The sequence below is a fragment of the Hymenobacter telluris genome (genome assembly GCF_017313265.1).
GTDB lineage: Bacteria > Bacteroidota > Bacteroidia > Cytophagales > Hymenobacteraceae > Hymenobacter > Hymenobacter telluris.
On the sequence record NZ_JAFLQZ010000011.1, the window covers coordinates 74,136 to 86,600 of the forward strand.

The window sequence follows — 12,465 nt, forward strand, 5'->3', positions numbered from 1 at the left end:
GGCCGGGTATGGCGCTGAGATGCCCTCGGCGGTGCCGCAATGGCTGCTGGGGCTGTCGGGGTGTCGGGTGGTACAGGCTTCGGCCTCTGGATTTGGTGTGCCGGCGCAGGAGGCCGAAAATGGAACGCTACTTTTTCACTTCGGCAGCCCGCCAACAGCATGGTCACCACTAACAGACGAACAGGATAAGATAGTAGCATCACAAAAAATAAGCGGACCTCTCAATATAGAGAAGTCCGCTTGTTTACCAATACCGTCAACCTTACAAGGAGTGGGGCGAAGAGTGTAGCTTCAAAAGAGTTGCTTAAAACGCCAGAATCACTTCTTCAATAATGTCGCAGGCTTCGTGGAGCTGCTCTTCGGTGATGACCAGGGGCGGCGCGAAACGGATAATGTCGCCGTGAGTGGGCTTGGCCAGTACGCCGCGCTCCATCAGGGTCACGCACACGTCCCAGGCAGTGCGGCCATCGGCGTGGGGCCTGATAACCACGGCGTTGAGCAGGCCTTTGCCGCGCACCAGCTCCACTACTTCGGGGCGCTTGGCTTGCACCCGGCGCATCCGCTCCCGGAACACTTCGCCCAGGACCCGCGCGTTGGCGGTCAGTTTTTCCTCAATGAGTACATCCAGCGCAGCGCGCATCACTACGCAGGCCAGCGGGTTGCCGCCAAACGTGGAGCCGTGCTGGCCAGGCTGAATGGTGAGCATGATTTCGTTGCGGGCCAGCACCGCCGACACCGGCAGCACGCCCCCGCTCAGGGCCTTGCCCAAAATCAGAATATCGGCATGTACGCCCTCATAGCATACGGCCAGCAGTTCGCCCGTACGGCCCAGTCCGGTCTGGATTTCGTCGGCAATAAATAGCACTTTGTGGGCCTTACAGATAGCCGCCGCCCTGGCCAGGTAGCCTTCCGACGGTACCATCACACCGGCCTCGCCCTGAATGGGCTCGACCAGAAAGGCACACACGTGCGGGTCCTGTACGGCTTCTTCCAGTGCCGCCAAATCATCATACGGTACCACTTGGTAGCCAGGTGTATAGGGGCCAAAGCCGCCGGTGGAATCGGGGTCGGTGCTGAAGGAAATGATGCCGGTGGTGCGGCCGTGGAAGTTATGCTCGGCCACCAGAATACGGGCCTGATTGGGAGCAATGCCCTTCTCCTGGTAACCCCACTTGCGGGCCAGCTTGAGGGCCGTTTCCACGGCTTCGGCCCCGGAGTTCATCAGTAACGCCTTGTCGTAGTTGAACAGCTCGCACAGCTGCTTTTCGGCCGCGCCGAGCTGGTCGTTGAAGAAAGCGCGGCTGGTGAGCGTTAGTTTCTGCGCCTGTTCGGTGAGGGCTCCAATAATGCGGGGGTGGCAATGGCCTTGGTTCACAGCTGAATACGCCGACAGGAAATCGTAGTAGTGCTTGCCGTCCACATCCCAAAGGTGCACCCCTTCGCCCCGGCTTAGCACCACGGGGAGCGGGTGGTAATTGTGGGCGCCGTACTGGTCTTCGAGGGCCATGAATTCCTGGCTGCGGCTCTGGGTATCGGTGGTGGAGGTAACTGACATAGCGGAAAGTGGGTGAGAAATGGGGATGCTTCAAACTTACGTAAAACAGTGGCACTGAGTGACGGGTTTGTTGCCGCCCATATCGATAAGCCACAAGTAAAGCAGGTAGTGAATAGATGCGGCCGGCCAGCTGATTTCAAGCCCGGCAGCGTATGTTTGGTAACTGGTTGCGTCTTCACTGTATTCCTCGTCTCATGGCTGTCACTCCTGCTCCGGTTGCTTATCTGACGTCGCCGCTGGGTACTTTGGCGCTCCACGGCACCGAAGCCGGACTAGCTGCCGTGCAGTTTCTGGATGAGCCGCAGCCCGAAACGCCGTTGGCGGGGCTGCCGGAGTGCCTGCGTGAAGCCCACCGGCAGCTACGGGCCTACTTCCAGCGGGAGTTGCGCGACTTTACCCTGACGTATGATGTGCAGCAGGGCACCGAGTTTCAGCGGCAGGTGTGGGCTGCGTTGCCCGGCGTTGGGTTTGGCCGCACGGCTTCCTACCTCGACCTGGCCAAGCAGCTAGGCAACCCCGGCGCGGTGCGGGCGGTAGGTGCCGCCAACGGCCAGAATCCGTTGGGTTTGGTGTGGCCCTGCCACCGCATTATTGGGGCTAGCGGCCAACTCACGGGCTACGCTGGCGGCTTGTGGCGCAAGAAGTGGCTACTGGAATTCGAGCAGCCGACCGCACAAGCTTCGTTGTGGTAGATGGTGAGATAGTGAAATGGTGAGGTGGTGAGTTTGATGTTTAGTTGAGGCTACTTGCACAAGCTGAACATCAAAATCACCACCTCACCATTTCACTATCTCACCATTTTCAGCAGCTCCTGGTAAATCACGTTGTCTTTCCAATACAGCTGCAACACCATGGGCGCGTGCTTTTTACCGGGCAGTACCGTGAACAGTGGCGGGTGGCCCAGGGTAATCAGTTTTTGCTCGAGCTTGCGGCTGCTGTTGCGGATAGACGGGTACGTTTCGCCGCCGATGAAGACAAGGAAGGGTGGCGCGGCGGCCGTGACGTGGTACAGCGCCGACACGTCTTTCCACACGGCTGGCTGCTTGCCGTACGGTATCAGGTACTGCTCGTCGTGGGGGTATTCCAGCTTGGTGAGGTAATCGAGCATGTCGAGGCCGGCGGGGTCGTCGAGGATGGCGCCTTTGATGGGGTTTTGGCTTAGGCCGCGCCGCTCAAACAGGCGGTTGTCGGCGGCTAATAGCGCCGCCAGCCCGCCCCCGGCCGAGTGGCCCATCACAAACAGCCGCTGCGGGTTGCCGCCATATTCTCGTATGTGCTCGGTGGCCCAGACCACGGCCCGGGCGCAGTCGTCGGCCATGGCCGGTACTTCCACTTTCGGGGAGAGGCGGTAATTAATCACCACGGCTACTACGCCCTGCTTGGCCAGCCGCCGGCCCACAAACGAGTAGAAGTTTTTGTTGCCGCTGTTCCAGCTACCGCCATGTATAAACACCACCACCGGGTACGGCGCGGCCGCTTTTTGGCGCGGTGCATACACATCCAATACGTGCCGTTCCGCGTCGAAAGCAGGGTCGGTGGCGGGTACGTAGGCTACATCCTGGGTGCGGCGGCTGGGGCGGGCGGTGGCGTATTCGTTGGCTACTACCAGCAGCAGCGGCAGCACCAGAAGGGCTGGCGCAAGCAGCCAGCGGCGGGAGAACAACATACAAGCAGGAAAGGAAGCAACAGGCTTGGAACCCGCTGCACACACACCTACGCATAGCCACTGCCACCGGATGGGTTGGGTGCTGGCGCGGTGCATTTTGTTGTGAAAAGCTTGCACACCACAACGCCCGCTCGGAGCGTTATATTTGTCGGGAACCCGTGGCAGCCGTTGTGCTGGCAGCCGGGTGTTTTCGTTTGTTGTACCTGTTTGCTTACATGAAATACCCACTGTACGTAGCCTTTGGGCTACTCACCTTGTTCGCCTTGCCCGCGGAGGCACAGCGCAAAACCAAAGTCAAAGCGAAAGGCGACGTAGCCGTGAGTGCCGCCAACCGGCTCCAGCCCCTGTTCGGGGGCATCTCCACAGCCCAGGCTGAGGGCGTGGTAGGCGCGGCGTTTCTGGCTGATGTGCAGCGCAGCTTCGCCTCGAAAGAAGAAGCCAGCCGCTTTTTCTCCACCAAAGCCTACGAATACCTCACTGAGGGCAAGACCGATACGGCCATCTATCGTTTCAACCTGGCTTGGCTGCTCAATCCCAAAAACGCCGACGTGTACCGCGGCCTGGGGGTAATCAGCAGCCGCAACCCCACCCCCGACGAGTCTATCGGCCTGCTCAACCAAGGCCTGGCGCTGGCCCCCAACGATGCGCTGATTCTCAGTGACCTGGGCAGCAGCTACCTGATTCGGTACGAGCAAACCAAGAAGAAGAAAGACCTGACCACCGGCTACGACTACCTGCAAAAAGCCGTAGCCGCCGACCCTAGAAACGCCGTGGCCTGGCAGCAGCTGGGCCGCGTGTACTACTTGCAGGAAGACTACGCCAAAGCCTGGGAAGCCATTCACAAAGGCGGCACCCTCAACATGACCAGCATCGACTTCGACTTCCTGAGCGAGTTGATAGCCAAAATGCCCGACCCCCAGGGGATGTTTAAGTAAAGGGCGCCGATGATTGAAGCAGGAGATGATTCGGTAAGAAAACAGATAGTTTTCGCGCCCGTCACCTGCCTGTCTCTTTCACTGCCTGCTTATTTTTCATCTCACCTCCTCACCTTTTACCTTAAACGGAGTGAAGTTTTCCCAGCTGATTTTCACTGCTCTCACGGGCATTACCCTTACGCATACTGCCACTGCTCAGGATGGGCCGGAGCGCCGCCGCAAGCACTATGATGGGCAGGCGCGCGCCTACCATCGGGGGCCGGTGCGCTTCACGGCGGGCGGCGGGGCCGCGCTCTACAACGGTGACCTGGGCAGCAGCCTCTCCGAGAATTTTGTGGGCGGCAGCTTTAGTTTGGGACTGGTGTATCTGCTGCGGCCCCACTGGGTAATTGGGGCTGAGGGTACGTATTTTCAGATTGGGGCCAAAGACCAGCTGCCTGAGCGGGGCCTCGCTTTCCGGGGGCGCAACGTGAGCGGCGTTACGTTTCTGCGGTACGAGCTGCTGCGCGACGAGGGCGAATATGCCAACCGTAAAAAGGCACCGGCTTTGGTAAAGCCATACGTTAAGGCCGGGGCCGGGCTGCTGCTCTACAACCCCAAGTCGTACCGCGGCACCACCCGCCCCGATGAGCGGACCGTGTTCCTGGACCCCGAGCGCAACGACTACCCCGCCCTGGCTGTAGTAGCCCCGGTTGGGCTGGGCGTGGTGCTGCGCCTCTCACCCAAGCTCAATGCCACGCTCGAAGGCGCCTATTACTTCACCACCACCGACCACCTCGACGACATCAGTACCCGCGCCAACCCCGGCCAGAACGATGGTTACGGTATTGCCGAGCTGAAGCTGGAATATTCACCCTGGGGCCGGTAGGCGTTCTTGCTCTTCACACTGAGCAATAGCCGCGTAGCCGTGCTAGGCTTGTAGCATAGTAAAGCTGAAAGAACGATGCGCCGCATAGCGGTGCAAGAAGCCGATAGTGCGTTTCCGGCACCGCTACGCGGCTTTGTTGTAATGAATCAGGTTGCCCGTAGTTTATCACTACCTGCCACAACAAAAAAGGCCTGTCATCTGACAGGCCTTTTTTTGTTGTGCAAAGCCGCTACTGGCTGCAAAGGAGAAGTGCTTACTGCTTTACAAAGCGCTGATGAAACACTTTCTGGCCATCGGTGGCCGTGAGGGTGTAGATGCCTTGCGCCAAGGAGGAAACGTTGAGCTGATTGCCTTCCACTTTTACCCCAAGTACTTTCACGCCTCGCAAATCGGTTACGGTTACTGCGGTGATGGCAATGTTGTTGGGCATGGTCAGGCGCAGCACGTCGGTAGCTGGGTTCGGGTACAGCTCCAGGTTTTGCGTGGTGGTTTGCGCCAGCAGGCCCATGTTGCTTCCGCCGCCGTCACCAGTATCGGCAATTGCCGCGCCACCCGAGATGGTGATGCTGTAGTCTTCGGTTTCGCCGTAGCTGTAAGAGCCGCAGCTGGTCGTGCCCGAGTTGTCGCTCATAACTACCCGCAGGCGGGTTTTGCCGTTTTTGGCCGTTGCAGGCACTGTGAAGGTGCTGCTGAGGGTAGCGGCGCTACTGCTGCTGCCACTCACCACCGTTTCGCCCGCGTCCGAGAAGTCACCGTCCTGGTTGTAGTCGATGAAGATTTTCCAGTATTCAGTGTACGCTGTGCTGGTGAAGCCCGCCGAGAAGTTGATGGTTTGGGCAGTGCCGGCCGTTACGTTGGCATTCAGGGCGGTACCATCGTAGTAACCAGCGTCTTTGCTGGAGGTGCGGTTGATGCCACCGATACTCACCAAGTCAATCCACTCGTAGCTGACGTTGGTGCCTTTGCTGGTGCAGTACGTAACCGTGGTAGGCGGCGGGGTGGTGCCACCACCAGCCGCGGCGCCTACGCCCACGGCATACCACGCGTTAGTCACGGCCGTTACCTGCGCCGAGCCCGCGCCATACAGGTCGGTAGCGGCCTGAATGGAATAGGTGCGGGCGGCCGCGTAGTTCGACGAAGCCGTGAGGTACACGCTTTCGGTGCGGTAGGCAATTTTGGCGGCGGCATCAATCCCGATGCCGGTTACGCTGTACGCGCTGCCAATGTCGTTGGTGCCGGTTTTGCCCACGCTCAGGATGTAGAACCAGTGGTTGAGTACGCCGCTGTTGGTGTGCACACCGCCATTGTCGCCGGTGCCGCTGTACCAGCTGGTGCCTCTGTACGTGTCGGGCTGACCTTCGGAATTCGGGTCGCTCATGGAGCGCAAGGCCGGCCGCACTTTATCGATGTCTTCACCAATCAGCCAGGTAGCCTTGTTCGGGGCTTTGTAGTACTCCACGGCGGCTCCCCAGATGTCGGAAAAGCCTTCGTTCAATGCCCCCGACTCGTTGGAATACGTTAGGTTGGCGGTGCTGGAGCACACAGCGTGTCCGATTTCGTGGGCGCACACGTCCAGTGAGGTTAGCGGGTCGAAGCGGGAGTACCCGTCGCCGTAGGTCATCACCGAACCGTTCCAGTAGGCGTTTTCGTAGCCTTTGCCGTCGCCGGGTGTATCATCAAAGTGCACGTAGCTCTTGATCTTAGCTCCGGCGTTGTTATAAGAGTTGCGGGCGTGCACGTTTTTCCAATAGTCGTACACCGCCTGCGCGCCCCAGTGGGCGTCAAGCGCGGCATTGTCGAAGTTGGCGTTGGCGTACTCGGTCCAGTTGTTGTCGGCGTCCACAAAGTCAACGGCGTTGGTGTAGCTGTTGCTTTTGCGGCAATTGTAAGTTTCAATGCCGGAGCCACGGGTAGCTTCGCGCAGGTAGTAGCCGCCGGTGGTAGTGCTGGTGGCGCTGCTCTGGGTGCCCGAGTACTTGGTAGCCAACGTGCCGGTAGCCGCCGCGTGCTTGATAATGGCGTCCTGTAGCACCACCTCGCCGGAGTGGGCATCCACGTACACGTACGCGCGGCTCACCGGACTTTGCGCATACACATCAAACTTCCAGGCCAGTGTGGGCTTGCCGTGGCGCGCCGGGTTGGTGCTTTGCTCGTTCCGCACAATCACCAATTCGCCCTGGGGCCGGTAGGTGGCTGCCGGGTTGTTTTCCTGCTGCTTCAGGCCCGCTTCTTCGGCTGGGTCTTCCCACATGTACTTCTTGGCTCCCACAAACGCCAGGGCGCGTTGCAGAGCGGCTTTGGCATCCACGGAAGGCGTTACGCTGAGGTTGCTGATGCGCTCCACCTGGCCGCTCATGCTTTCCACTTTGCCTTGTTTGGCGTGCAGCGTGTACGTGGCGTGCTCTACCTTGATGCCTTTGTAATACTGGGTGTACTTCTCGTGCGCAAAGCCCAGATTATCGAGGTCGGTGCGGGCGCGCAGCATCTGGTCGTCGTTGCTGAGTTGCAGTTGCTCTACAAATGCCTGCCGGGCCTGGCTAAGCGTATAAGCGGGAGCTTCCACCCGAAACTGCACGAGGGCCGGCGTGCCATCTTCGGCCATAAACTTCTTGGCCGCTTTGGCAGCGTCCTGGGCAAAAGCCGACGAATAGGGCAGCGCACCGAACAGAAGGAGCGCTGCAACAGGGTACTTGTTTAACATAGTGAGTTGGTTGTGGAAAGGAAGAAATAGAACAGGCGCTTGGCCGACAGCCAGCGTGCAGCCAATTTATATTTTTATCAACAGTAAAGCACTTTCATTAAAATTACTGTTTTGAAAACAGTATATAATTTGAAATATATCAATAATATAAGTGATAAATAATCTTGGCTGGATAGTATTAAGCTTGTTTTAACGTCTTTTATTCCTGTTTTTCCGCCACATAAAAGCCATAGTTTTACACCATTCTTTTTTCAATTGCATGATGCAGCCTTCTCCTTTATTGCAAAACCGCTGGAGCCTAGCCGGTCAGCTTGCCATTGTAACGGGGGCCTCCAAAGGCATTGGCGCCGCCGTAGCCGCCGAGCTGCTGGCTTTCGGAGCAACCGTTGTGGCCGTGGCCCGGCAAGCCCCCGAGCTGGAAGCCCAGGTAGCTGCGTGGCGGGCCGCCGGCTTCGAGGCCCACGCCGTAGCCGCCGACGTCAGCCAGGAAACCGGGCGGCAGCAGGTGCTGGCAGCGGCGGCGGCACTGGGGCCGGCGTTGCACATCTTGGTTAACAACGTGGGCACCAATATCCGCAAGCCCACCACTGAGTACTCTGCGGCGGAATTTCAGCACTTGCTGGCTACCAATCTGGAGTCGGCTTTTGGGTTGTGCCAGGGGGCCTACCCGCAGTTGCAAGCGGCCGGTAATGCCAGCATCGTCAATATTTCGTCGGTGGCGGGCCTTACGCACGTGCGCACCGGGGCCATTTACGGCATGACCAAAGCGGCGCTCAACCAACTTAGCCGCAACCTGGCCGTGGAATGGGCCGGCGCGGGTATCCGCGTCAACACGGTAGCGCCGTGGTACATCCAAACCCCGCTGGCCGAAACCGTGCTGCGCAACCCCGACTACCTAAAGCAGGTGCTGGACCGCACTCCGCTGGGCCGGGTTGGGGAGCCCGAAGAAGTGGCGGCGGCCGTGGCGTTCCTGTGCTTGCCGGCCGCCCGCTACATCACCGGCCAATGCCTGAGCGTAGACGGTGGCTTCGAGGTGTTCGGCTTTTAAATAATTCAAGTTGCGGAGTAGTAGCCGGTCAGCTGGCAAAAAAGCCAGTTGACGGGTTGTTGCCAGCACCGCATCAAGTAACAGCCACAGCATACGGCAACCCGTCAGCTCGCCAGAAAGCCAGCAGACGGACGAGCCTACGTGAAGCACTGCACAGCTCAGGTAATTGCTATGTGCTGTAGATATACACACTATAGGTATGTGGTAGCGTTACTTCTTTCGCTCCAGGTACCACCACAGTCCGCCAACTACCAGCGTGGCTGCCGCTACCAGCGCTACGGTAGTGGTGCCGCGGCCGTAGTTCACGCATGAGCAGTCCGTAAACAGAGGCTGGCCGTTCCAGCGGATACGGCGGCGGCAGGCAAAGCAGGGCGACACGAAGGCAGGGTTCATACGATAGGTATATAGTATACACTTTAATACCGCACTCCGCTTTTGGTAACCGCCAAGCTCGGCAGCAACTCCGCGTGCTTCACAACTAGGGCATGCCAAACGCCTTTTCTGCGCATCAAGCAGCGCAGGCGGCTAGGACTGAGGCCTGCTGAAAAACGAAAAAAGCCGCCCCGGAGTGGGGCGGCTTTTTCCATCATGGGCCAGACGGCCCGGCAATGCCTTACTTCAGCAACTCAGCGCTTTGGCGGCACACGTCACGGGCAATAGCCAAGTTGGTGTCGCGGGAGTTCACGGCCAGGTAAATGAACTTCTTGCCGTCGTCGGTCAGGTTGATGAGGTGAATTTGGTTGGTGAGGGTGATGAGGATGTCGTCGATCCGCTCGCCTTGCAGCTTCAGCGCCGACATGGCCTTCATCTTTTGCTTTACCACTTCGGTGTTGTAGGCGGCAGCGGTTTCGGGGTTGAGGCCGGGGGCGTTGCTGTGCGAAGCCAGCGCCATGCCCGATTGTACATCAACTACGGCTACGGCCATCAGGCCAGGCAGCGAATCAATGATTTCTTGTACGGTTTGACCTGCGGGGGTGTTGGTAGAGTAAGCCATGATGGAAAAAAAATGGTAAGGTTTGAAAATGAAGTAGATGTAGTTTGAAATAATCGGGGAGCCTGCGAAGCGAGTGATTTGCCTTGCTCGGTAGCCCTTGTGCCCCGTTGACATTACAAGGATAGGGCAGGGCCGAGCCGGCTGCCGGACTTTCTGCCGGATTGCCGACTTTTTGCAGTGAACGGTCGTATTTTTACAGTGAGTGGAAATGCCCCCGGTTGTCTGCCCCGCGAAGTATTGCCTGAACCACTTCTAATAAGGTCCGGAGCCTGCTGCCAGCGTAGCGTAGTTGTTGCTGGCTACTCTTATTCTATACTGCATGCCATTCCCATCTGCGCGCCCATTCATTCCCTCCGAAGCCGAAACGCGAATTGCGGAGTTGGAGCAAGCCCTGCGCGAAGCCGACGAACGAGCCGCAACTGCCGAGCGTCGGCTAGCGGGTCTGGTAGAACAGACGGAGCCCGGCCGGCTTCTGGTTGGGCCAGATGGAACTATCGAACGAATAAATGAGGCGCTTTGCCAACTGCTGGGGGCACCGGAACCCCCAACCTATTGGGTGGGCCGGTCGGCCGATGCGCTACTGGCCCGGTTGCAGCGCCTGATGGTGCATCCTGAGCGGTACGCGCAACAAATGCAGGAGCACCGTGCCGCGCAGCAGCCCGTACTAGGCGAAGAAATACCGCTCTACGACGGCCGCATCCTGACCCAGGACTATGTGCTGCTGCCAGCCTCCACCGGAGCGGCCCGGTCCGAGCTGTTCAGTTACCGCCTGCTTACACCGCCCGCTCCCGCGGAGGCATCCTCTAAAAGCCCGGCCGGGCAGCAACTCCGCGACTTGCCCGTGGCCGTAGCCACTCACGATTTGCAGGGGGTGCTGCTTTCCTGCAACCACGCCTTCGCGCGCCTGCTGCAACGGCCGGCTATGCACCTGCTGGGTATCTCACTGAGCGAGTTTATGCCCAGCGCCGACCAGTTCCAGGCCGCAGCCGCCTACTTGGTGCAGTTTAGCGCAGCCAGGGCAGCAGCTCAGGGCCAATTGCCGGTATTAGCTCCCGAAGGAGCCCATCGGCATCTGCTGTACCGCGCCAACCGCCTCGACCCGCCGGGGCAGCCGCCGTACGTGCTACTGTGCGCTTTCGATATCACGGAACGGGCGCAGACAGAAACCGAGCTGCGGCGCGGCAAGGAAAAAGCCGAAGCGTCGGCGCAGGCTAAGGAAACGTTTCTGGCCAACCTCAGCCACGAAATCCGGACGCCCATGAACGGGGTGCTGGGCATGGCCCGCCAGCTCACCAAAACTTCCCTCGACCAAACCCAGCGCGAACTGCTGCGCATCATTCAGGCTTCGGGCGAGCATCTGCTGGCCGTGCTCAACGAGGTGCTCGACCTCACCAAAATCAGCTCGGCCCGGTTGGAGCTGGAGCAAATGTCGTTTGATTTGCGCGCTTCCATGGAAGAAGCGCTGCGGCCCCTGGCGGTGCAGGCCACCGAAAAAGGCATCAACTTCCACGTAGCCCTGCTGTTGCAGGAGCAGCCGCTGCCCCGGGTGATGGGCGACCCGTTTCGGCTGAATCAGGTGCTTATCAACTTGGTTTCCAACGCCATCAAGTTCACCCCCACCGAAGGCAGCGTCTTGATAGGCGGGTACCTCATCAGTGAAACCGAAACCCACCTTACGGCCGGTTTTCGGGTGACGGACACGGGCATTGGCATCCCCCTCGATAAGCTCGACCACATCTTCGAGGACTTTGTGCAGGCCGGCACCGATACCGCGCGGCGCTTTGGGGGCACCGGGCTGGGTTTGGGTATTGCCCGCGCCCTCGTCGAGCAGATGGGCGGCGCAATTACCGTGGAAAGCCAGCCGGGCAACGGTAGCACGTTTCAATTCACCGTAACGCTACCGCTGGCCGAAGGCAGTGAAAACGAGCTAAGCCCGGCCCCCACCGACACCGGGGCGCTACACAAGCGGCGGGTGCTGGTAGTGGAAGACAACCACATCAACCGCGAAGTGGTGCGCCTGCTGCTGCAAAGCTGGGGTGTGGAGGTAGATGAGGCCGAGGACGGCCCCACAGCCCTGGCCCTGCACTCCCAGCACCACTACGACGCCATTCTGATGGATATTCAGATGCCGGGCATGAGCGGGGTGGAGGCTACCACCCAAATCAGGCTGCACCCCGAGTTCGAGCGGGCCCAAGTGCCGGTGCTGGCCCTCACCGCCAATGCCTTCCGCTCCGACCTGGATAGGTATCTGAAAGCCGGTATCAATGAGTGCCTGACCAAGCCGTTCAAGGAAGAGGAGTTCTACCGCAAGCTGGTGGCCTTGGTGCAAGCCCCGCCCGCGCCACTCTACAACCTGGCCTTGGTGCACGAGCTAGCCGACGGCGACACTGCTTTTGTGGAGCGCATCATCCGCTCGTTCTTGCTGCATATTCCGCCCAGCATCCAGCAGATTCAAACGGCGGCCACGGCCGGGCAGTGGGCGCAGGTAGCCAAACTGGTGCATCACATCAAGCCGAACTTGGTGCAGTTTGGGGTGGCCGCCCTCACCCAGCCGTTGCAGCTACTAATGGAGCAGCCCCGCCCCGGCGCCAAAGCCGCCAACCTGCGGGCATCCGCCGTGCGGCAGCTGGTGCGGCAAGTAACCCGCGTACTGGAGGCCCTTCCTGAGCAGTTGCCCGCCGTATCCTAGGGTACTACT

The 12,465-nt window shown here is 59.5% G+C and carries 10 protein-coding genes; 5 read left to right on the forward strand and 5 right to left on the reverse strand.

Features of this window, described 5'->3' with window-relative positions; genetic code table 11:
* Positions 1-304: 304 nt before the first annotated feature.
* Entirely contained in the window at positions 305-1,555 is a 1,251-nt protein-coding gene (gene rocD / locus J0X19_RS15850; RefSeq protein ID WP_206985386.1) for an ornithine--oxo-acid transaminase, read from the reverse strand.
* A 194-nt stretch (positions 1,556-1,749) separates the two neighbouring features.
* On the opposite strand from rocD, the gene J0X19_RS15855 reads away from it, so the two are divergent.
* Entirely contained in the window at positions 1,750-2,247 is a 498-nt protein-coding gene (locus J0X19_RS15855; RefSeq protein WP_206985387.1) for a methylated-DNA--[protein]-cysteine S-methyltransferase, read from the forward strand.
* Positions 2,248-2,342: 95 nt separating this feature from the next.
* Here J0X19_RS15855 and J0X19_RS15860 read toward each other — a convergent pair whose 3' ends face one another.
* A complete protein-coding gene (locus J0X19_RS15860) occupies positions 2,343-3,221 on the reverse strand; it encodes an alpha/beta hydrolase (RefSeq protein ID WP_206985388.1) in 879 nt (292 codons plus the stop codon).
* 215 nt (positions 3,222-3,436) lie between these two features.
* Between J0X19_RS15860 and J0X19_RS15865 the strand changes: the two genes are divergently transcribed.
* Both J0X19_RS15865 and J0X19_RS15870 read left to right on the forward strand, forming a co-directional pair.
* Positions 3,437-4,156 carry a tetratricopeptide repeat protein gene (locus tag J0X19_RS15865; RefSeq protein WP_206985389.1) on the forward strand — a complete coding sequence of 240 codons (720 nt, stop codon included), beginning with the start codon at positions 3,437-3,439 and terminating at the stop codon, positions 4,154-4,156.
* A 130-nt stretch (positions 4,157-4,286) separates the two neighbouring features.
* Positions 4,287-5,024: a hypothetical protein gene (locus J0X19_RS15870; protein WP_206985390.1), complete on the forward strand. Its 738-nt coding sequence runs from the start codon at positions 4,287-4,289 to the stop codon at positions 5,022-5,024.
* Between the two features lie 253 nt (positions 5,025-5,277).
* On the opposite strand, the gene J0X19_RS15875 is transcribed toward J0X19_RS15870, so the two are convergent.
* Positions 5,278-7,725 (reverse strand): M4 family metallopeptidase, encoded by a 2,448-nt coding sequence (locus tag J0X19_RS15875; RefSeq protein WP_206985391.1) that lies wholly within the window; start codon positions 7,723-7,725, stop codon positions 5,278-5,280.
* Positions 7,726-7,984: 259 nt separating this feature from the next.
* Here J0X19_RS15875 and J0X19_RS15880 point away from each other — a divergent pair, with 259 nt between their 5' ends.
* On the forward strand, positions 7,985-8,773 hold the full coding sequence (locus J0X19_RS15880) for an SDR family oxidoreductase (RefSeq protein WP_242582782.1): 789 nt from the start codon (positions 7,985-7,987) through the stop codon (positions 8,771-8,773).
* A 210-nt stretch (positions 8,774-8,983) separates the two neighbouring features.
* Here the strand turns inward: J0X19_RS15880 and J0X19_RS15885 are convergent, their stop codons facing one another.
* Positions 8,984-9,166 (reverse strand): hypothetical protein, encoded by a 183-nt coding sequence (locus tag J0X19_RS15885; RefSeq protein ID WP_206985395.1) that lies wholly within the window; start codon positions 9,164-9,166, stop codon positions 8,984-8,986.
* A gap of 220 nt (positions 9,167-9,386) precedes the next feature.
* The gene (locus J0X19_RS15890; protein WP_206985397.1) at positions 9,387-9,767 is read right to left on the reverse strand and encodes a hypothetical protein; all 381 of its coding nucleotides are present in this window, start codon (positions 9,765-9,767) and stop codon (positions 9,387-9,389) included.
* A 319-nt stretch (positions 9,768-10,086) separates the two neighbouring features.
* On the opposite strand from J0X19_RS15890, the gene J0X19_RS15895 reads away from it, so the two are divergent.
* Positions 10,087-12,456 (forward strand): PAS domain-containing hybrid sensor histidine kinase/response regulator, encoded by a 2,370-nt coding sequence (locus tag J0X19_RS15895; protein ID WP_206985399.1) that lies wholly within the window; start codon positions 10,087-10,089, stop codon positions 12,454-12,456.
* Positions 12,457-12,465: the final 9 nt, after the last annotated feature.

Excerpts from the sequence above, each read along its gene's own strand:
- J0X19_RS15875 (WP_206985391.1), bottom strand. The coding sequence starts at position 7,725 with ATGTTAAACAAGTACCCTGTTGCAGCGCTCCTTCTGTTCGGTGCGCTG.
- J0X19_RS15895 (WP_206985399.1), top strand. The coding sequence starts at position 10,087 with ATGCCATTCCCATCTGCGCGCCCATTCATTCCCTCCGAAGCCGAAACG.
- J0X19_RS15860 (WP_206985388.1), bottom strand. The coding sequence starts at position 3,221 with ATGTTGTTCTCCCGCCGCTGGCTGCTTGCGCCAGCCCTTCTGGTGCTG.
- rocD (WP_206985386.1), bottom strand. The coding sequence starts at position 1,555 with ATGTCAGTTACCTCCACCACCGATACCCAGAGCCGCAGCCAGGAATTC.
- J0X19_RS15865 (WP_206985389.1), top strand. The coding sequence starts at position 3,437 with ATGAAATACCCACTGTACGTAGCCTTTGGGCTACTCACCTTGTTCGCC.
- J0X19_RS15855 (WP_206985387.1), top strand. The coding sequence starts at position 1,750 with ATGGCTGTCACTCCTGCTCCGGTTGCTTATCTGACGTCGCCGCTGGGT.
- J0X19_RS15880 (WP_242582782.1), top strand. The coding sequence starts at position 7,985 with ATGATGCAGCCTTCTCCTTTATTGCAAAACCGCTGGAGCCTAGCCGGT.
- J0X19_RS15890 (WP_206985397.1), bottom strand. The coding sequence starts at position 9,767 with ATGGCTTACTCTACCAACACCCCCGCAGGTCAAACCGTACAAGAAATC.
- J0X19_RS15885 (WP_206985395.1), bottom strand. The coding sequence starts at position 9,166 with ATGAACCCTGCCTTCGTGTCGCCCTGCTTTGCCTGCCGCCGCCGTATC.